This is a genomic window from Caballeronia sp. AZ1_KS37 (assembly GCF_023631165.1).
In the GTDB taxonomy this organism is placed as follows: Bacteria; Pseudomonadota; Gammaproteobacteria; order Burkholderiales; family Burkholderiaceae; genus Caballeronia; species Caballeronia zhejiangensis.
The window spans coordinates 24,065-43,543 of sequence record NZ_JALQDP010000037.1 but is presented as its reverse complement, the minus strand read 5'-3'; the positions used below and the strand labels follow the sequence as shown (position 1 = coordinate 43,543).

Annotated in this window: 13 protein-coding genes and 4 pseudogenes; 10 read left to right on the top strand and 7 right to left on the bottom strand. The window is 63.9% G+C overall.

From position 1 onward, the window contains the following. Window positions 1-108 precede the first annotated feature (108 nt). Entirely contained in the window at window positions 109-603 is a 495-nt protein-coding gene (gene msrC, locus NCS00_RS24555; RefSeq protein ID WP_250441224.1) for a free L-methionine (R)-S-oxide reductase MsrC, read from the bottom strand. Window positions 604-914: 311 nt separating this feature from the next. On the opposite strand from msrC, the gene NCS00_RS24550 reads away from it, so the two are divergent. The 4 genes and pseudogenes from NCS00_RS24550 to NCS00_RS24535 all read left to right on the top strand — a co-directional run bounded on the left by NCS00_RS24550 (window position 915) and on the right by NCS00_RS24535 (window position 5,763). Then, on the top strand, window positions 915-2,156 hold the full coding sequence (locus NCS00_RS24550; protein ID WP_175982673.1) for an ROK family transcriptional regulator: 1,242 nt from the start codon (window positions 915-917) through the stop codon (window positions 2,154-2,156). Then, window positions 2,146-3,690 carry a sugar ABC transporter ATP-binding protein gene (locus NCS00_RS24545; RefSeq protein WP_250441223.1) on the top strand — a complete coding sequence of 515 codons (1,545 nt, stop codon included), beginning with the start codon at window positions 2,146-2,148 and terminating at the stop codon, window positions 3,688-3,690. Before NCS00_RS24550 ends, NCS00_RS24545 begins: the two co-directional genes overlap by 11 nt. A gap of 100 nt (window positions 3,691-3,790) precedes the next feature. Next, a pseudogene (locus NCS00_RS24540) lies at window positions 3,791-4,741 on the top strand (ABC transporter permease subunit); the annotation flags it as partial. 128 nt (window positions 4,742-4,869) lie between these two features. Beyond that, entirely contained in the window at window positions 4,870-5,763 is an 894-nt protein-coding gene (locus tag NCS00_RS24535; RefSeq protein WP_404989962.1) for an ABC transporter substrate-binding protein, read from the top strand. A gap of 12 nt (window positions 5,764-5,775) precedes the next feature. Here NCS00_RS24535 and NCS00_RS24530 read toward each other — a convergent pair whose 3' ends face one another. From NCS00_RS24530 to NCS00_RS24520, 3 genes are all read right to left on the bottom strand, one after another. Then, a complete protein-coding gene (locus NCS00_RS24530; RefSeq protein WP_250441222.1) occupies window positions 5,776-6,690 on the bottom strand; it encodes an NHL repeat-containing protein in 915 nt (304 codons plus the stop codon). A gap of 73 nt (window positions 6,691-6,763) precedes the next feature. Further along, window positions 6,764-8,008: an MFS transporter gene (locus NCS00_RS24525; protein ID WP_250441221.1), complete on the bottom strand. Its 1,245-nt coding sequence runs from the start codon at window positions 8,006-8,008 to the stop codon at window positions 6,764-6,766. A 120-nt stretch (window positions 8,009-8,128) separates the two neighbouring features. Then, window positions 8,129-8,965, bottom strand: coding sequence for an alpha/beta fold hydrolase (locus NCS00_RS24520; protein ID WP_250441220.1), 837 nt, complete (start codon window positions 8,963-8,965; stop codon window positions 8,129-8,131). Window positions 8,966-9,188: 223 nt separating this feature from the next. Here NCS00_RS24520 and NCS00_RS24515 point away from each other — a divergent pair, with 223 nt between their 5' ends. After that, window positions 9,189-9,674 carry a molybdopterin-dependent oxidoreductase gene (locus tag NCS00_RS24515; protein ID WP_250436909.1) on the top strand — a complete coding sequence of 162 codons (486 nt, stop codon included), beginning with the start codon at window positions 9,189-9,191 and terminating at the stop codon, window positions 9,672-9,674. Between the two features lie 365 nt (window positions 9,675-10,039). Next, window positions 10,040-11,515, top strand: a pseudogene (locus NCS00_RS33720) (two-partner secretion domain-containing protein); the annotation flags it as partial. Here NCS00_RS33720 and NCS00_RS24505 read toward each other — a convergent pair. After that, a pseudogene (locus NCS00_RS24505) lies at window positions 11,516-12,781 on the bottom strand (beta strand repeat-containing protein); the annotation flags it as partial. Window positions 12,782-12,796: 15 nt separating this feature from the next. On the opposite strand from NCS00_RS24505, the pseudogene NCS00_RS24500 reads away from it, so the two are divergent. Then, window positions 12,797-14,287 (top strand): annotated as a pseudogene (locus NCS00_RS24500) (hemagglutinin repeat-containing protein); the annotation flags it as partial. A 241-nt stretch (window positions 14,288-14,528) separates the two neighbouring features. Here the strand turns inward: NCS00_RS24500 and NCS00_RS24495 are convergent. Then, window positions 14,529-14,855: a helix-turn-helix domain-containing protein gene (locus NCS00_RS24495; protein ID WP_250441219.1), complete on the bottom strand. Its 327-nt coding sequence runs from the start codon at window positions 14,853-14,855 to the stop codon at window positions 14,529-14,531. A gap of 968 nt (window positions 14,856-15,823) precedes the next feature. Between NCS00_RS24495 and NCS00_RS24490 the strand changes: the two genes are divergently transcribed. From NCS00_RS24490 to NCS00_RS24480, 3 genes are all read left to right on the top strand, one after another. Next, window positions 15,824-16,270: an immunity protein Imm33 domain-containing protein gene (locus tag NCS00_RS24490; protein ID WP_350029730.1), complete on the top strand. Its 447-nt coding sequence runs from the start codon at window positions 15,824-15,826 to the stop codon at window positions 16,268-16,270. A gap of 297 nt (window positions 16,271-16,567) precedes the next feature. Beyond that, the gene (locus NCS00_RS24485) at window positions 16,568-17,272 is read left to right on the top strand and encodes a hemagglutinin repeat-containing protein (protein ID WP_250441218.1); all 705 of its coding nucleotides are present in this window, start codon (window positions 16,568-16,570) and stop codon (window positions 17,270-17,272) included. A 373-nt stretch (window positions 17,273-17,645) separates the two neighbouring features. Next, window positions 17,646-18,047, top strand: a complete 402-nt coding sequence (locus NCS00_RS24480) for a winged helix-turn-helix domain-containing protein (protein ID WP_008349149.1) — start codon at window positions 17,646-17,648, stop codon at window positions 18,045-18,047. Here the strand turns inward: NCS00_RS24480 and NCS00_RS24475 are convergent. Then, on the bottom strand, window positions 18,044-19,354 hold the full coding sequence (locus NCS00_RS24475; protein WP_250441217.1) for a DUF2325 domain-containing protein: 1,311 nt from the start codon (window positions 19,352-19,354) through the stop codon (window positions 18,044-18,046). The two genes, NCS00_RS24480 and NCS00_RS24475, sit on opposite strands and share 4 nt — an antisense overlap. Window positions 19,355-19,479 lie beyond the last annotated feature (125 nt).

The window sequence follows — 19,479 nt, the reverse complement described above, 5'->3', positions numbered from 1 at the left end:
AAAACGTCCCATTGTAGACGCACGCGACCAGTCGTCCGATCAGGACAAATTCTCAGCGCGATGCCGCTTCCACGAGCGCGGCCGCGCCGTTATCCGCTGCTTCGACGTTCATTTTTTCCGCGCGAGCGCGATGAACTCGGCGCACAGCGCTTCCATGCCGAGCGCGTCTTCATCGTCGAAGCGGTTCGGCACGGGGCTATCGACGTCCCACACGCCGATCAGCGCGCCGTCGCTTCCGACGAGCGGCACGACGATCTCCGAGCGCGACGCCGAATCGCAGGCGATGTGGCCCGGAAACGCGTGCACGTCCGGCACGACCTGCGTGCGCCGTTCGCGCGCCGCCGTGCCGCAGACGCCGCGTCCAAGCGCGATCCGCACGCACGCCGGCTTGCCCTGAAACGGCCCGACCACGAGTTCGGTGCCGTCGAACAGATAGAAGCCGGCCCAGTTCAGATCCGGCAGCGTGTGATAGATGAGCGACGAAAAATTCGCCGCGTTGGCGATGAAGTCGGTTTCATCGGCGAGGAGCGCGCGGGCTTGCTGCAGCAGATCGTCGTATTGCGCGGCCTTGGTCGCGTGCGTGGCTTCGGAAATCGAGAACATGAAACGGCGGCCAATGTGTCGAAAAGTGTCGCCGACGATAGCACATCGATCCGCACGACGCTGCGCGCGCCGCGCGTCGAAAGCTGGCTGCAAAGCCGTGTCGCAAAGCTTGGAACTGACGATTGCATCGCCTAGTGTGAAAGCGCACCGGGTCCGCGGTTTGCAATGGTCGCGCAGCGCGTTTCGCATTCCGCTGAACAAAATGCTTCGGGATTTCCCTGCTTTACTTCGCCGCGCCGTCGGTCTTAAATAAATCAACTTGATTTAATTAATGGCCACGACTCGATGGCCGGCTACTTCGGAGACAGCGCGTGAAATCCCCAAGCGGCAGAGGCAGCAATTCCGCGAGCGTGCGCCGGTACAACGAACGTCTGCTGTTGCAGGCGCTGCGGCGCACCGAGCCGGCATCGAAGGCCGATCTCGCGCGTCACGCGAATCTCACGAGCACGGCGGTCGGCAGCATCGTCGAATCGTTGGAAAATGCGGGCCTGATCGAATACACCGGTCGTCGTCTCGAAGGCCAGCGCGGTCAGCCCGCGTCGCTGATCCGGCTCGATCCGCGCGGCGCGTTCGGTATCGGCGTGCGGCTGGATCGCACGGGCATCGAAACGGTACTCGTGAATTTCGCCGGCGACGTGCTCGCCCGCAGCGCGCTGGACGCCATCCTGCCGCATCCGTCCGAAGTGCTCAAAATCGTGCAACGCGACGTCAAAAGCATGCTTCGCCTGCTTTCCGAGCCGGAGCGCGAGCGGCTGACGGGCATCGGCATCGCACAGCCCTTCAATCTCGGCAGCTGGCTGCGCGAACTCGGCCTGCCCGCCGAACGCTTCCGCGCGTGGGACGAAACCGATTTCGCCGATGAACTGGCGCGCACGCTCTCGCTGCCGGTTTTCAGCGAAAACGACGGCAACGCCGCCGCGACGGCCGAGCTTTTCTACGGCCACGGCCGCAGTTGCGACGACTTCGTCTATCTCTTTCTCGGCTCCGCGATTGGCGGCGGCATCGCGATCAACGGCGACTGCCTGCGCGGCGCGTCGGGCAATGCGGGCGACATCGGCGTGATTCCGGTGCCGCCGAGCCGCCTGCCGTCCGCGCCGCAACCGGCCGGCCAGTGGGACATCCTGCTGTCGCGCGCATCGCTGAACGCGCTCGTGCGGCATCTCAACTACTGTGGCGCCGCGGCCGATAACCGCGTCGATCTGCAGGCTTGCATTGAGCGCAGTCTTCCCGCCGTCGACGAATGGATCGACGACTGCATCGAAGCGCTCGCGCCCGCCCTGCGCGCGACGCTCTGCGTGCTCGACGTGCCGATGGTCGTGATCGATTCCGACATCGACGGCGGCCTCCTCGACAAGCTCGTCGCACGTCTGTCGACGACGCTCGCCGCCAACGCGCCCGAAGCGCGCGGCACCCCGACGCTCGTGCGCGGCTCCTTCGGCCCGGATGCGGGCGCGATCGGCGCGGCCACGTTGCCGATGTTCTTCAACTTCTCACCGCGCGCGGCGATCCGCCACGCGGGCATCAAACCGCAGGAGATGAACCATGCCGCATGATGCTTCCAGCCGACCGCCGCTGCTCGAAATGCGCGGCATCAGCAAAACCTTTCCCGGCGTGCGCGCGTTGAACGACGTGCGTCTGTCGGTCTATCCCGGCGAAGTGCATTCGCTGATGGGCGAAAACGGCGCGGGCAAATCCACGCTGATGAAAATCCTCTCGGGCGCGTATCAGGCCGATGCGGGCGGAGAAATCCTGATCGACGGCAAGACCGTCACCATCGGCGGGCCGCTCGCCGCGCGCGCGCTCGGCGTCGCGGTGATCTATCAGGAACTGAGCCTCGCGCCGAATCTTTCCGTCGCGGAGAACATTTACGCGGGGCGCGAATTGCGGCGCGGCAGGCTCGTCGATCGCGCGGGCATGGAGCGCGGCTGCACCGACGTGCTCAAGCGTCTCGGTGCGAACTTCAAGCCGCATACGCTCGTCGGCGACCTGTCGATCGCGGAGCGGCAACTCGTCGAAATCGCGCGCGCCGTGCATGCTCACGCGCGCATCCTCGTGATGGACGAGCCGACCACGCCGCTCTCCTCGCGCGAAACCGATCGCCTGTTCGAGCTCGTGCGGCAACTGCGCGAGGAAGGCATCGCGATCATCTACATCAGTCATCGGATGGCGGAGATTTATGAACTGAGCGACCGCGTTTCGGTGCTGCGCGACGGCGCGTACGTCGGCACGCTGATGCGCGACGAACTCTCCGCCGACAGCCTCGTCAAGATGATGGTCGGCCGCGACATCTCCGGCTTCTACAAGAAGCAGCACGCGCCTTACGATCCGGGCAACGTCGTGCTGTCCGTGCGCGATATGGCGGACGGCAATCGCGTGAAAGGATGCAGCCTCGATCTGCACAAGGGCGAAGTGCTGGGCATCGCGGGACTCGTCGGCGCGGGACGCACGGAGTTCGCGCGTCTGATCTTCGGCGCGGAACCGGCGATACGCGGCGAAGTGTCGATGCACGGGAAGCCGCTCAAGCTGCGCACGCCGCGCGACGCGATCGATGCCGGTCTCGTCTATCTGACGGAAGACCGCAAGGGCCAGGGCCTCTTCCTCGACATGAGCGTGCGCGACAACATCAATATCACCGTCGCCGGACGCGATGCGAAAGCCGGCGTGATGGACCTGCCGCGCGGCAACGCGCGCGCGAAGGACGCCATCGCCGCGCTGACCATCCGCGTGCCGAACATGCGCGTGAACGTGGGCGCGCTGTCAGGCGGCAATCAGCAGAAGGTGCTGCTGTCGCGCCTGCTCGAAACCAAGCCCGAAGTGCTGATTCTCGACGAGCCGACACGTGGCGTCGATATCGGCGCGAAGTCGGAGATTTATCGAATCATCAACGATCTCGCGCGGTCGGGCGTCGGCGTGATCGTCATCTCGAGCGAGCTGCCGGAAGTGATCGGCGTGGCGGACCGCGTGCTCGTGATGCGCGAAGGCGAAATCGCGGGCGAACTCGGCGGCCATTCGGGCAAGCCGATTTCGCAGGAAGGGATCATCGAACTGGCGACGGGCTCGAAGGTCGCGCTCGATCAGGCGGCTTAAAGGATATCTGGAGAGAGACATGGCTAACACGACGAAACACCACGACAGCGCGCCGGTTGCGAAGGCGGAGAGCGTATCGCAGCGGCAGAACCGCATCGAGCATCGCGAACGCATGCAGGTGCTGATGCGAACCGCGGGCATGCTGCCCGTGCTGATCCTGCTGTGCATCGGCTTCGGCATCGTCACCGACGGCTTCTTCAGCTTCCAGAATCTGTCGATCGTCACGCAGCAGGCATCGATCAACATCGTGCTCGCGGCGGGCATGACCTTCGTGATTCTGACGGGCGGCATCGACTTGTCGGTCGGCTCGATTCTCTCGGCGGGCGCGGTCGCCGCACTGCTCGCATCGAACATTCCGGGATGGGGATGGCTCGGCATTCCCGCCGCGCTCGCCGTCGGTCTCGGCTTCGGCGTCATCAACGGATTGCTGATCGCGCTGCTCAAGCTGCCGCCGTTCATCGTGACGCTCGGTTCGCTGACCGCCGTGCGCGGTATCGCGCGGCTCATCGGTCACGATACGACGATCTTCAATCCGCAATTGCCGTTCGCGTTCATCGGCAACGACACGCTCTTCGGCGTGCCCTGGCTCGTCATCATCGCGCTGCTCGTCGTGCTGGTGTCGTGGTTCATCCTGCGACGCACGGTGCTCGGACTGCGCATCTATTCGGTCGGCGGCAATCCGGAAGCGGCGCGTCTTTCCGGCATCAAGGTGTGGGGCATCCAGCTTTTCGTCTACGCGATCTCGGGCCTGCTCGCCGGTCTCGGCGCCGTGATGTCGGCCGCGCGTCTCTACGCCGCGAACGGTTTGCAACTCGGCCAGTCGTATGAACTCGACGCCATCGCCGCGGTCATTCTCGGCGGCACGAGCTTCGTCGGCGGCGTGGGTTCGATCGTCGGCACGCTGGTCGGCGCACTCATCATCGCGGTGCTCTCCAACGGCCTCGTGCTGCTCGGCGTGTCGGATATCTGGCAGTACATCATCAAGGGCCTCGTGATCATCGGCGCGGTGGCGCTCGATCGTTACCGTCAGCGCGGCTCGGCTCGCACCTGATCTGGCTAAACCGGGCGCATTCGGGTCCGCTTGCGCCCGCCCTCAAAAATATGGACCACCCCGGAGACAACAACATGCGCAAACACAACAAGCTTTTCGCCAGCGTCGCACTCGCTCTCGGTTTCACGATGTCGCTATCCGCGCACGCCGCCGACAAGCAGTTGAAGTCCATCGGCATCACGGTCGGCTCGCTCGGCAATCCGTACTTCGTGACGATCTCGAAGGGCGCGGAAGCGAAGGCCAAGACGCTCAATCCGAACGTGAAGGTGACGGCTGTTTCGTCGGATTACGACATGAACAAGCAGTTCACGCAGATCGACAATTTCATTTCGGCGAAGGTCGACATGATCCTGCTGAACGCCGTCGATCCGAAGGCGATCGAGCCGGCGGTGAAGAAGGCGCAGAAGGCGGGCATCGTCGTGGTCGCGGTGGACGTCGCGGCGGCCGGCGCGGACGCGACCGTGCAGACCAACAATGTGCAGGCCGGCGAGATTGCCTGCGATTATCTGGCGAAGAAGCTCAACGGCAAGGGCAACGTGGTGATCGAGAACGGGCCGCAAGTGTCGGCGGTGATCGATCGCGTGAACGGTTGCAAGAGCGTGCTCGCGAAGAACCCGGGCATCAAGGTTCTTTCCGACGATCAGGACGCGAAAGGCTCGCGCGAAGGCGGCATGAACGCGATGCAGGGTTATCTGACGCGTTTCCCGAAGCTCGACGGCGTGTTCGCGATCAACGATCCGCAAGCGATCGGCACGGACCTCGCGGCGAAGCAACTGCATCGGAACAACATCGTGATTACGTCGGTGGATGGCGCGCCCGATATCGAAACCGCGCTCAAGACCGACACGATGGTTCAGGCGTCGGCGAGCCAGGATCCGTGGGCGATGGCGCAGCAGGCGGTGAGCGTCGGCTACGATCTGATGAACGGCAAGAAGCCCGCCAACTCGACGATCCTGCTGCCGTCGACGCTCGTCACGCGCGACAACGTCGGCAGCTATAAGGGATGGTCGTCGCCGCGATGAGCGACACCGTCGCTATTTGATCGGCACCACGCGCAGCGCGCTCGGCTTGTCCGGGGCGCTCGACCGATCCACGACGACGAGCCGTTTGCGCGCGACGTCCACCGCCACGCCGCGCGGCGATTGCAGATCGTCGGCCATGATCGTCGCGCGGCCGCGCTTCGAGATGCTGCATACGGCGTGCGCGCCGCATTTCGTGAAGAGCCGGCCGTCGGGCGTCGCGGCCATCAGGTCGGGCGCTTCGACCGTCGCGAAGACATCGCTCGCCGGCACGGGCGCGCTCGCCGCCCGCGCCGACTGCAAGTCCACCTGGTAGATGCGGTTCGCGGCCTGATCGCTGATGTAGAGCGTGTCGCCGACCGTAGCCAAGCCGACCGGCTTGCCCAATCCGGTGACGATGTCGCGCTCGATCACCTGCCGCGGCGCCGTGCCACGCGTAATCACGCTGACGCCGCCTTCTGCCGGCGCGCCACCCTCCTCCATGAACCAGCTCGACAGAAACGTGCCGCCATCGAGCACGAGCAGGCCGACACGCCGCCGCGCGGAATTCGTGTCCGATGCGAGCGCGACCTGACCGCTCGGCGCGACATCGTAGATCGCGGCCGACGTGCCGAAGCCGAATTGCTCGACGAGCAGATGACCGTTCGGCGCGAACGCGATCTGGCTCAGGCTCGTGCGTTCGCCCTCGGCTGCCGGAATGCGCGCGTAGAGCGAAAACGCGGGCGCGTCCTCTTCGCCGATATGCGACGTCATCACGACGCCGTTGGTCCGGTCGTCGGTGACGAACACGGCGCCGTCCGAATCGCGCACTGCGACGCCGTTTGGCGTGCCCGCGAGCGGGACGGTTTGCACGGCCGCGTCCGGCGCGACGGAGCCGCACGCCGCGAGGAACATCGTCATTGCGATTGCCGCCATCAGCCGACGCTTCATGCACTTCTCCCGTCGATGAGCCCGGCGCAAGGGCGTCGGACCGAACGACCAATATAGCGCGGCTTGCGACAGGTCAATCCGGCGAAGCGTCGTATCCGCGCTTGAATGCGGACGCCCGGGCCGGCCGCTCCCATGCCGCGAGCCGTTGCAGCGCGACGAGTCCGAGCAGCGCGAGCGCGAGTCCCAACGTGAAATCAGCGTGTACGCCCGCACGGTCGACGATCGTGCCGCCGACCGCCGATCCCACCGCAATCGCCACCTGGATGATGCTCACGAACATCGCGGAACCCGCTTCGGGCAAGTCCGCCGTGCCGCGCTGAATCCACACGCTGAAGCACAGCGGCAAGGCGCCGAACGCAATGCCCCACAGCAGCATCCCCGCCGTTTCGCCGATGATCGAGTGCTCCAGCAGCAGCATCGACGAAATCGCGCCGAGCAGCAGCAACACCATCGCGGCGACCGACTTCTTGAGATGACCGGAGACGACCATCGACATCAGCGCATTCGAGAAGAAGCCGACGAGGCCGAGGCCGAAGCCGAAGAGCAGCAGCGTGATGGTGCTCAACGAGAAGTCCTGTTCGAGCAGCGGCGCAATGTACGTGTAGGTCGAGAAATGCGCGCCGAAAACGAGCGCGACCATCAGCATGCTCAATCGCGTGTGAGGACGCGCGAGCAGCTTTCTGAAATCGGCGATGCGCAACGCCGATGCCGACGGCAACGAAGGCACGAGCAGCGCCTGTGCAATCAGCGCCACGGCGACGAGTCCCGCCGTCGCCGCGAACGAGAAACGCCACGACGCGAACGACGCGATGAACGTGCCGAGCGGCACGCCGACGACCGTCGCGAGCGTCACGCCGGTCAGAATGGTCGCGGTGGCCTTCGCTGCATCTTTCGGCTGCACGAGTCGCGGCGCGGCGGCGGTCGCAAGGGTCCAGAAGCCGCCCAACGCGGCGCCGAGCATGGCGCGGCCCGCGAGCATGACCGGCAGATTGTTCGCGACGGCGCTGACGAGGTTCGCGATCAGAAGGACGGCGGTGAGGAGCAGGAACACATATCGCCGATCCATTCGGCCCGCGCTGACGATGAGCGTCGGGGCGAATATCGCGGCCATGACGCCGGGCGTCGTCACCATGAGGCCCGCGACGCCGGGCGACACGCCGAGATCGTGCGCGATCTGCGGCAGCAAGCCGACGGGCAGGAATTCGGCCGTCACGAACGCGAACGCGCTCACGGCCACGGCGATGACGGCGAGCCATTGGCGCATCGACGTCGAACGTCCTTCCGGCGATGCTGCAATTGCTGGTGTATCGATTTGCATGATGGCACTGAGGCTAGATTGGAGTTGGCCACTTTAAGCGCGCTTCCAATCGGGAAAAAGCCGTGTGCCTTGAACAGAGATGCCGGCGCGAACGAACAATGTCCGCGCCGGCTGCGTGAATCAGCCCTGCACGAATGCGAGCAGGTCTGCGTTGAGGACGTCCGCGTTGACGGTCAGCATGCCGTGCGAGAAGCCCGGATACGTCTTCAGCCTGCCGTTCTTCAGCAGCTTGATGGACTTCAGCGCGGCATCGGCGATCGGCACGATCTGGTCATCCTCGCCATGCAGAACGAGCGTGGGGACGGAGATCGACTTGAGATCTTCGGTCTGATCCGTTTCCGAGAACGCCTTGATGCCCTCGTAGTGCGCCTTGGCGCTGCCCATCATGCCCTGACGCCACCAGTTCTGGATGACGCCCTGATGCACCGTCGCGCCCGGGCGGTTGAAGCCGTAGAACGGACCTGCGGGCACATCGACGAAGAACTGCGCGCGGTTGTCCGCGAGCCCTTTGCGCAAACCGTCGAAGACGTCGATAGGCAGGCCTTCCGGGTTGGCTTCCGTCTTCAGCATGAGCGGCGGCACAGCGCTGACGAGGACCGCCTTCGCGACGCGTCCCGCCGGTTCGCCGTGCTTCGCGACATAGCGGGCGACTTCACCGCCGCCCGTCGAATGTCCGATATGGATTGCGTTGCGCAGATCGAGCGCCTCGACGACCGCGAAGGCGTCGGCGGCGTAGTGATCCATGTCGTGACCGTCCGAGACTTGCGACGAGCGGCCGTGTCCGCGCCGGTCGTGCGCGATCACGCGATATCCCTTCTGGACGAAAAACAGCAATTGCGCGTCCCAATCGTCGGAAGAAAGCGGCCAGCCGTGATGGAAAACGATGGGCTGCGCGTCCTTCGGGCCCCAATCCTTGTAGAAAATTTCGACGTTATCTTTGGTCGTGACGAACGGCATGACAATCCTCTCTCGTTGATGGGATGGAGCGGGATGCCGGCTGGGCGGATCGCTCAGCCGGCCGCGACGTTCTCGCGGGTAGAACAGTACACGTTTGCCCATTTTGTTGCCCAATCGTGTGCCGGGCATGCCGATTATGTGCGGACAGAAATGTCATCGATGCGACATCGTAATATATTCCCGGATATAGCCCATTTCGCGCGACCCCATGTTTCGAGGAATCATGTCGTCATCGAGCCAGAGCAATTCGAGTAGCCCATATATCGAGATTGGCGGCGCGGTGCAAAGGCCGCTGACGCTCGATGTCGCCGCAATGCGCGAATTCGGGCGCGTGAGCATCGAACCGTTCGATCTCGTGTGCTTTTCGACGGGCCGCTACATTCGACCGATGGGAAGCTATCGCGGCGTGCCATTGCGCGTGCTGCTCGACGCCGCGGGCGTGCGCCGGCCGGACAACACCGATTTCAAGCGCACCGTGTTCCTCGCGCACGCGCACGATGGCTATGCGGTGACGTTCTCCTGGCACGAGCTTTTCAATACGCCGATCGGCGCGCAGGTGATTGTCGCGTACGAGTGCGAGGATCGCGAACTTGGCATCGAGGACGGATTGCCGGTGCTCGTTTCCGGCGCGGACACGGTGCGCGCGCCGCGCCATCTGAAGCGCCTCGTGCGCGTCGATGCCCACGTTCTGGGTGCGTCGCATCGATGAACGGATCGGCCGATAGCATGCTGTTCGCGCGGGAAATCGGCGCGACGATCACTTCGGCGAAGGAAGTCGCGCTTGCGCGAGGCGTTGAGACGACGTGTGCGCCGGGTTGTCCGCGATGTGAGGATTTTGTGATCCGGTATCCGGACACGCCCTAGATCGCCGCGCACAGACCGGGACTCGCGCTCGTTCGTTCCAAACTCAGAATTTCCCCACTCGAATAGGCGCCTCGCATCTCGCGAGGCGTTTCTTCTTTCAGAGTTATCCGTATGAATTTTCAGTTAAGGATGGCTGAAAATTCGGAGTTCTCTGCCGCTAAGCAGTGGCGCGCAGACGCTGACCCCGCCGACTCAATCCCGAAAAGAATCATGAATAAGGGTTTTTACAAACTCGTCTATAGCCGCGTGCGGCATATGCTCGTCGCCGTCGCGGACTTCGCCAGCGCTCATCGCACCGCGCCCGGCGCGCGTCGTCCCGCGACGCGCTCTCATCACGCCGGGCCCGTGCCCGCATTGCGCGCGGTCGTCCTCGCCGCGATGGTCCTTATCGGCAATGTCATCCTAAGCGCGCCGTCAATTGCGCAGATAGTCGCGGTGCCCGGCTCGGGCGCTCAAGTCATACAGACGCAAAACGGGTTGCCGCAAGTCAATATCTCGCGACCCAGTTCGGCGGGCGTGTCGGTCAACAATTATTCACAATTCGACGTCCAGCGCCAGGGCGCGATCCTGAATAACGCTGCAACCATCACGCAGACGCAACAGGCCGGATACGTGAATGGCAATCCGAATCTGACGCCCGGTCGTGAGGCGCGGATCATCGTCAATCAGGTGCAGAGTAATTCGCCGTCGCAATTGCGCGGGTATCTCGAAGTGGCGGGATCGCGCGCAGAGGTGGTCGTCGCGAATCCGCAAGGGATTCTGGTCGACGGCGCGGGTTTCATTAATACGTCCCGAGCCGTGTTGACGACCGGAACGCCGAATTTCGGGCCATCGGGGAATCTGACGGGCTTCAACGTCACAGGCGGGACGATCACGGTACAAGGCGCCGGTCTCAATGTGACGAACGTCGATCAGGTCGATCTGCTGAGTCGCGCTATTCAAGCCAACGCGGCGATTTATGCGAACAACCTGAACGTGGTCGCGGGCGCGAATCAGATCGATCACGACACGCTCAACGCTACGCCGATCGCGGGCACTGGTCCGGCGCCGTCGGTGGCGATCGACGTCGGCGCGCTCGGTGGCATGTATTCGAATCGCATCTATCTGACATCCAACGAATACGGTGTGGGCGTCAGCAATCGCGGGATTCTGGCGGCGCAGGCCGGCGATCTGACGCTCAAGTCCAATGGCCAGCTCGTGCTCGCCGGAACGACGAACGCAAGCGGGAGCATGAGCGTATCGGCGCGCGATGGCATCGATAACAGCGGCGTGACGTATGCTCAACGCGACGTGATCGTCGCGACATCGGGCGCGCTGACGAACAGTGGCACGCTCGCGGCGCAGCGGAATACGAGCGTCAATGCGGGCAGCGTCGCATCGACTGGAACGCTCGGCGCGGGCGTCAATCAGGATGGCACGGTCGCGCAAGGCGGCGATTTGACCGTTCTGGCTTCGGGCGCACTGAATGCGACTGGCCGGAACGTCGCGGGCGGCAACGCGACGCTTGCGGCCAGCAGCCTCAATCTCGCAAGCAGCCAGACGGCGGCAAACGGGAACGTGTCGCTCGCAGCGAACGGGGGCGACCTGAATCTATCCGGCGCGACGACGAGCGCCGGCGGATCGGTCAACGCCGACGCGACGGACGCGCTCATCAACGACCACGGCACGATGACCGCCGGCAACGGCCTGCAGCGTGCCGCCGTTCGAATTGTCGAACGTGCCATTGACGTTGAAGTCCATCGGCGACGCGCCGTACTGCGTGATTGTGCCGCCGCGGTTCAGGAGGTCGGCCGCCGTCAGCGCAAGCTGATTCGCCTCGATGTCGCCGCCGTTGTTATCGAGCGTGCTGTCGCTCGTCAACGTGAGATTCGGAGCGACGATCGAGCCGCCGTTGTTCGTCAGCGATCCGGTATGAACCGAGGCGTTCGCGCCCGCGCCGATCTGCCCGCCGTTATTGATCAGCGTGCCGCTGGCAAGGCTCAGATCCTTGTTCGACAGCAGCTTGCCGTTCGTGTTGTTCAGCGCGCCCACAACCGTCGCCGCCAGTCCGTTCTGACCGATGAGCTTGCCCGATGCATTGTCGAAGGTACCGGCCCGCGCCACGACTTGCCCGTTGCTCTGAATCGTGCCGCCCGCGTTCGACAGCGTGCCCGCGCCGTTGCCCGCATCGACGATCAGCGTGCCGTTGCCGGCATGCGTGATCGTGCCGCCGTCGTTGATGAGCGTGGCGGGAGCGAGCGTAAGGTCGGTGCTGTTGCTCTCCAGCCTGCCGCCGTTCGAATTGTCGAGCGTGCCCGACACCGCGACAGACATCGGCCCCGCGCCCGTCTGCGTGATGACGCCCGCGCGATTGGCCAGATTCGTGGCCGTGATGGCCAGTTGCGCGGCTTGCGTGGTGCCGCCGCTGTTATCGAGCGTGCGCGCGTTGAGCTTGGCGCGCTGGCCCGCCGAGATCGTCCCGCCGCTATTCGTCAACTGCGCGCCGGCATCGACGGACACGTTGTTCGCCGCGTGAAGCGTTCCGCCGTTGTTATCGAGCGAGGCGCCCGTGACTTGCAAGTCCGTCTGCGCGTTCACCGTGCCGTGATTGGCGATGCTTCCGCCTCGCAGCGTGACCGCACCATTGCCGCCGATCACGCCGCCTTGTGCGCCGGTGGCGGTGGTCCCGGCCGCGTTCGTGAGCTGGCCCGTTGTGGTGATCGTCAGACCATCGCCATTGAGCGAGGTGATGCGCCCCGCGGTGTTGTCGAGCGATGTACCCGATACCGACAGGGCCGCAGCGCTTTGCATCGTCCCCTGGCTGTTCGCGATGACGCCGCCGCGCACCTGCATTGTGCCGTCAGATACGAACGAGCCGCGCTGATTGGCAATCTGCCCGGCCGACTGGATGACGAGCGGCCCATGCGCCGAAACCTGACCGCTTTGATTCGACACACGGCCCGCGTTGAGCGTCAGAGCAACAGCACCGATCTGACGCTTGCGCCCGCGGCGCTCATCAACGACGGCGGCGCGATTCTCGCCGCCGGATCCGGCACGCTGACGATCGCGCCCGGCAACGGTGCGGGCGCGTTCTCGAACGCGGGCGGCAAGATCGTCGCCGCTGGCCGGATCGAAGCGCAAGCGGCCAGCCTGAACAATGCGAAGGGTGTGCTGGCCGCGCAGGGCGACATCGCGGCCAACGTCGCGGGCGGGGTGGACAACACGCAAGGCGCGATCCGCGCGCTGTCGTCGCTGTCGCTCGCGAATGGCGGCGCGCTGACCAACACGAACGGGCAGATCCAGTCCGGCACGGGCGCCGCTGGCGATGCGAGCACGCTAAATGTGCGGGCGTCGTCCATCGACAATACGAACGGTCTCGTCGGCAATCTCGGCACCGGCGAGATGACGGTCGAAGGCGGCAGCCGTATCATCAACACCGGCGGCGTGATGACGGGCAACGGCAAGATCGCCGTCGATACCGCGACGCTCGTCAACACGCAGGGCGCGCAGCTGAGCGGCGCGAACCTCACGGTGCAGGCGGACACCGTGGACAACAGCGCGGGCCGGATCGGCAGTCTCGCCGGCTCGAACGGCGATGTCGCCATCACGACGACCGGTGCGATCACGAACGCGAACGGTCAGATCGGCGCCACGCGAGACCTGTCGGTGAGTGCGACCGCGCTGATGGGCGGCGGCGCGTACAGCGCAGCCCACGATGTGGCGGTGCGCGTGCAGGGAGATTTCGCGCCCACTCCGGATGTTCAGTTCAATGCGGGGCACGATCTGACTTTCACGTTGCCCGGCACGTTCACCAACGGCGCGCTGCTTCAGGCGGTCAACAACCTCGGCATCGACGCGGGCGATATCGTCAACAGCGGCACGCTGATGGCGGGCGGCACGCTCACGACGCACTCGAACGCGCTAGACAATACCGGCGCGATCGTCGGCGGCAGCGTCTCGCTCAACGCGACGCAAACCATCAGGAACGCCGGGCCGACTGCGCTGATCGGCGCAACGGACAGCGACGGCCTGCTCGAGTTGCTCGCGCCCACGATCGAGAATCGCGACGACACGACGATGACCGACACGCAGGCCACGACCGCGATTTTCGGTCTGGGCCGCGTCGTGCTGGCGGGCGGCAAGGACGCGAACGGCGACTACACGAAAGCGAACCTGATCCGCAACCAGTCGGCGCTGATCGAATCGGCGGGCGATATGGAACTGCACGCCGATCAAGTGACTAACACCCGCACGACGATGACCACGACCGGCCTGAATCAGCAGGTCGATCCGGCGCTGCTGGACCAGTTGGGCATCAGCATGTCGGGATGTACGGCCGTGGTGATGGCCGCCTGTTCGGGCCAGGACGTGGGCTGGACCAGCTCGACCCCGGATATGATCGGCGGCGTCAACATCGAGCCGCCGCACGGCGGGCAGTGGAACAGTGGCTATCAGTACACGACGTACACGGGCGTGGCGGTGCCTGTTCAAGCCACCGGCCCATAAGGCGGATACGCGGCATGTTGCGCTCGTTGGCGTCGCAGTTGATTGAGCGAACAGAAAAGGTGTTTGTTGCTTTAAGATTGGCGTCAGCCATGGTCAACTCCTTGATCGAGTTGGTTGTGGTCAGCGGGCTGTATGGGTTGGCGCCCATGCGGCCCGCGCTTTTTCTACTGCTTTAAATCTCCTTCCTTACTGCTGGGCTTGTGCCAGCACCGTATCAAGCATCGGACACAAAGCGTTGACGCGCCTTCGGAAGCTGGCCGATCGTCTCGATTTGCTGTTGCAGCTTGGAGGACGGGCCGCGCTTGCTGCCGCGCGGAGTGGCGTTCTGGCCAAGTATCTCGTCGGCTGATAGACCGAGTGTTCTGGTCAGCTCCGGCAGCAACGAGACAGGCAAACGCAGTCGCCCGCCTTCGTAGTGCGCGAGCGTCTGCTGGGCAATGCCAAGCTGCGCGGCGAGTTGCTGCTGGGTGAGTTCGTGGGCCTTGCGCGCGCTGGCGATACGCGCGCCGAGTCTGTGCGGGCATGGCGCATTGGAGCGCATCGACCCCGTTCCGCCGCGTCTGCCGTCGCACTTCGTGCGCCGTCAGCCACGGCGGGATTAATGAGACATCCTGAACGGAGCGAGTTCGTCCTCTGGCAAACGCGCCTCCCAAGACTAAAAGCCGCGTCGGGGAAAAGAATTGCTGGGCCAGATCGGTGTCGGACGAAAATCGATTGCAAGTGGTTGGTGCGTCAGGGGAAACCCTGTTTCGCCAACGCGGCGCCAGTCGGGCGTTAGCAACTGGAAGGAAGGTGGGGAGAATCGGGTCGCGATGCATATCGCGGGCGGGGCGGCGGTGGCGGGACTGGGTGGGGGAAGCATCACCAGCGCGGCGCAAGCTGCCGCGGGCGCGGGAATATCGGCGGCGGCGGCGGGTAAGCTCAATGAGTTGAGTCACGACATCGCGGCATCGAGTCCGACCGGTAACGCAGACGCGGATCGAGCGCTCGCGAATATCATTACGAACGTGATCGCGACCAGCACGGGCGCGGTTGTTGGTGGCAGTACCGGAGCGTCGACGGCTTCGAACGTCGATATGTTCAATGGTCAGAATCACAGAGATAAGCCTGACGCCCGACCCGGGCACGAAAACACAGCGGGTAACGATGTAACCGACACGCACCTGAACATCCTGCCGACTGGGGGCGGTCCGATGTCCAAGGATGCGCAGCCGGATACATACACGTTAGGCGGTGGTCCGCTGCCAGCAGCGGGTGTGCCGAAGACAGATTCAGTGGCAAAATCCGGAGTGCCGGGAAGTGACTTCCAGCCGAACGCGAACGTATCAGGTCCGTACGTTAGACCCACAGGAGCAGGGCCAACAGCAGCACCGAGAGCTTCGGTTCAGGGGCAACCATGTGTAGATTGTGGTGCGATAACAAGCAATCAAGTGGCCGATCATAAATACCCGCTCGTTGTGCAATATTATCGAGAAGAGTCGGTTGACATTGGCCAGCAACGCACAATCGATGCAGTTCAACCACACTGTCCATCATGCTCGCGACACAAGGCGGTCAGCTAGGCGCGTTCGGGCGGGCAATGAAGAAATACTTCGGGTTTTAGCAATGAATGAAAAGCTAATGGTTGTGCAGCGTGAAACATGCACCCGATTCGGTGCGCCTTACTTCGGATGTGATCTAAATCTCAAGGTTGGTATCTCGCGTAACGTGAAAGAAGGGTTACGCCCATTGAATGGTCTGCGTATCGAACCGGAGGGTGACACTTGTGGCTGGTATATCTGGGCCGGGGAGCAATACTCAGATGCGCCCGACTTCTTTGTACCGTTACATGCGTCTCATCTTGAAGCTTGGGCACCCTTGATAATTCCCTATTTGGGCTTGCCTCCGGGATGGCGGTTTCTCATCACGGAGCAGTACGAGGATTTCTGGAAGGATCCCAACCTACTCGTAGAGTGATGCAAACAACGAACCCGGCAAGGCCGGGTTCGTTGTTTCTGGTGCCGTTCAAGCGGGCGCAATGATCAGTCTTCCCTCTTCTACGTGAACGCACACGCGGCTACGAGGTTTGAATCCTGCCTGTTGCAGACATTTGCACATGAGCCGGACGTGGGGCACGGGAATGGGTTGTTCGAATCGGCCACGATTGCGAGCGGTCTTGACGTCGCACTCACGCACGGCGGCATCACAGATCATGAAGCGTTGGAAAACGCTCGGGCTTGAATTAAGATTTACAAATGGTGGAGTGAGTTGGTTGTGCTCGTGCAAGCCGGGCGCGATGTCATCAACGAGACGTACACGTATGGCGTATCGCGTGATTTCGCTTCGAACCAACTAACCGGACGCGTCACGGGAACCGGCGTCGACGCGCTCGGCACGATCTCCGGGACGAACAACGTCGCGGTGATCGCGGGCCGCGACGTGAATCTGAACGGCGCGATGATTCAGGCAGGCGGCAATGCGGGTATCAAGGCCGGGCGAGATATCAACGTCGGCACGACCGAATTCACGAGCACGCGCGAGGTGCACACGCACGACGGTCAGAACGGCAGTCACGATGAAGTGAGCCGGCAACTCGGCAGCGCGATCGTCGCAGGCGGCAAGGTGATGACCCTCTCCGAGCGCGATACCACGCTCACCGGGTCGACCATCGTCGCGGGCGGCGATCTCACGATCACGGCGTCGAAGGATACGGCGACGCATCACGAGCAATCGCTCGGCGGTGAGCAGTCGCAGCATATCTCGTCGAGCTACGACGAATCGGTGAATGGTTCGAGGGTCAGTGCAGGCGGCGGCGTGACGCTGGCGGCTGGTCAGAACGGCAACGGCAATCTGTCGGTCCTCGGCTCGAACGTCACGGCCGATCAGGGCGGCGTCGCGCTCATAGCAAGCCAAGCGGCGGACCTACCGTTATCGCATGGCGGTGCTCGCCCCTACCCTCTCGTTGCTGGTTCCCGGTGACAAGCCATCCGTTCCGCTACGTAACGACATTCCACCGCCAATATTTACCGGGCACACTCTTCCGCGTCGATGACATCGCGATCGGCAACGCTGGAACGCGCGCGGCTTCGACGGCAAGCAGATGCTAACGGGCGAGCGCGACTTCCACTGGCGTAACGAAATGCAAGCGCCGCTCGGGCAGTCGCGCCAATCTCTCTACCCGATCATCGACCGTCCGCGATGACCACCTCGCGCCTCCCGTCAGCCGGAGCCACATGCATGTCGCAAACACGGCCTTGCATATTCCCCGATGCCGTCCTATCCGGACAACCGATAACGCCCGCAAGCCCCTCATCAAACGCCCCTCCGATTTCCTTCGTGTATCCTCTCGGGCATGGCGACGACCCTGAAAACACCGGAAAACGCATCAGACACCGACGCGGCGAACCAGCCGATCGAAGTGCGCTTTCGCATGCGCATCACGAAAGGCGAGACCATCGCCATCGGTCCGGGCAAGGTGTCGCTGCTCGAAGCGGTGCGCAAGCACGGCTCGATATCGGCGGCGGCGCGCAGCCTCGACATGTCGTACCGGCGCGCGTGGCTGCTCATCGACGAGCTCAATCGCTCGCTCAAATCGCCCGCGACCATCTCCGAACAAGGCGGGCAAAGCGGCGGCGGCTGCGTGCTGACGCCCGTCGGCGAAAGCATCGTGCGGCTTTATCGCGATGTCGAAACACAGGCGCAAGCCGCGTGCGCCGAGCAGATCGAATCGCTCACGCAGTTGCTCAAGCCCTAACCGTGTCGTAAGCAGAACGCCGACGGCGGCGGCGCGCTCGCCTGACCGCCACGCGCGCCAATCGTGAGCCGTCCGACGAACTCCACGAAACTCGCGACGCTCGCGGTGCGCAACGGCGAATACTCGACGCCATGCCGGTCGCAGACGCGCTTGAGCATGCTCATCGAATCGTGATCGATGCAATCGACGGGAAACAGCACGACATCCGCGTTCGGCAGCGCGGCCGCGAGCAAGCCCTTGCGATCTTCGATGCCGCCGTCATGGACGATCAGCTCGCCGCCCGCAGCCTCCACCAGCGCCTTCAGCACCGCATTCGAATTCGGCCTTCCGCCGACATAGACGATGCGCCTGCCGCTCACCCATTCCATCGCGCGTCGGCGCACGTCGGGGCGATCGCAGGCACCGAGCGTCGCGCGTTCCAGCGCCGCGCACTCGGCCTGTACGACCTTCAGCAGCGCCTGAACTTCGCCCAGCTTGTTGCGCAATGCGCGTGTCTCGTCCTCGTCCCGGAGCGCGCGCTGCTCGGCGGCTTCGCGGCGGCTCGTGTGCAGCGCGAGCCTGCGTTCACCGTCCTCGATTTTTTCGCGCAGGCGCTCGACTTCGGCTTCGAGCTGCGCCGTCGGCATATCCGCCTTGCGTTGCCCGAACGCTGCGAGTTGCAGCGCGTGCTCGCTCGCCTGTCTGACGGACGCATCGCGTTCCGCGCTCAGTTCGAAAAGACGCGCCTGCTGCCGATCGATCTTTTCCCTAAGCTCCTGATTCTCCGCTTCGAGCGCGACGAGCCGCCGGATATCCGCGCGATTCGCCGCGCCGACGAGATGCGACAGCATATGAAGTTCGCCGAACGCGGACTGGCGCACTGCGATCGTCGCGTGCGGATGCGACATCACCGCCCAGTACGCGGGCGGAATATCGCCGGACTTCAGCGCCTCGTTCCACAGATCGAGCAGCGCCTGCGTATCGCGCGCGGCGTCAAAACGGCGGATCGCGCCTGAATAGCGTTCGTCGAGCGCCTTGTTCAGCGCCTTCGCGCCCGCGCCGCCCGCGATCGCGAGTTCGACAGCGGCGTGATGAATCTCCAGATCGCTCGCGTGATGGCGGTCGAGATCGGTGAATTTGGGCACGAGCTTGCGTAGCTCGCCCGTCGAAAGACAAGTGCCGATCACCGAGCAATGCAGATGCGAATCCAGTTCGGCAAGACGCGCGCGACGACGCGAGGCGCGAAGATCGGATTCGGTCGGCTGACAGCACGCATCGCGTAGGCCGGGCGCGCTCGAGCGTGCAAGTTGAAACGGAGGGGTCCGCATGATCACCTCGTGCTTTCGTGTTCCGCAATATACCATCGAATATAACGATGACTCAAAGCCGAGGCGATGCGCGAGTCGAGGGCCGTATCCCGCGCGCGCGGTCCGGACACGGCGTATCCTTGTGT

Bases quoted from the DNA above. Each gene is read 5' to 3' on its own strand.
- NCS00_RS24545 (WP_250441223.1), top strand. From the start codon at position 2,146: ATGCCGCATGATGCTTCCAGCCGACCGCCGCTGCTCGAAATGCGCGGC.
- NCS00_RS24525 (WP_250441221.1), bottom strand. From the start codon at position 8,008: ATGCAAATCGATACACCAGCAATTGCAGCATCGCCGGAAGGACGTTCG.
- NCS00_RS24515 (WP_250436909.1), top strand. From the start codon at position 9,189: ATGTCGTCATCGAGCCAGAGCAATTCGAGTAGCCCATATATCGAGATT.
- NCS00_RS24490 (WP_350029730.1), top strand. From the start codon at position 15,824: ATGCAGTTCAACCACACTGTCCATCATGCTCGCGACACAAGGCGGTCA.
- msrC (WP_250441224.1), bottom strand. From the start codon at position 603: ATGTTCTCGATTTCCGAAGCCACGCACGCGACCAAGGCCGCGCAATAC.
- NCS00_RS24535 (WP_404989962.1), top strand. From the start codon at position 4,870: ATGTCGCTATCCGCGCACGCCGCCGACAAGCAGTTGAAGTCCATCGGC.
- NCS00_RS24520 (WP_250441220.1), bottom strand. From the start codon at position 8,965: ATGCCGTTCGTCACGACCAAAGATAACGTCGAAATTTTCTACAAGGAT.
- NCS00_RS24480 (WP_008349149.1), top strand. From the start codon at position 17,646: ATGGCGACGACCCTGAAAACACCGGAAAACGCATCAGACACCGACGCG.
- NCS00_RS24495 (WP_250441219.1), bottom strand. From the start codon at position 14,855: ATGCGCTCCAATGCGCCATGCCCGCACAGACTCGGCGCGCGTATCGCC.
- NCS00_RS24530 (WP_250441222.1), bottom strand. From the start codon at position 6,690: ATGAAGCGTCGGCTGATGGCGGCAATCGCAATGACGATGTTCCTCGCG.
- NCS00_RS24475 (WP_250441217.1), bottom strand. From the start codon at position 19,354: ATGCGGACCCCTCCGTTTCAACTTGCACGCTCGAGCGCGCCCGGCCTA.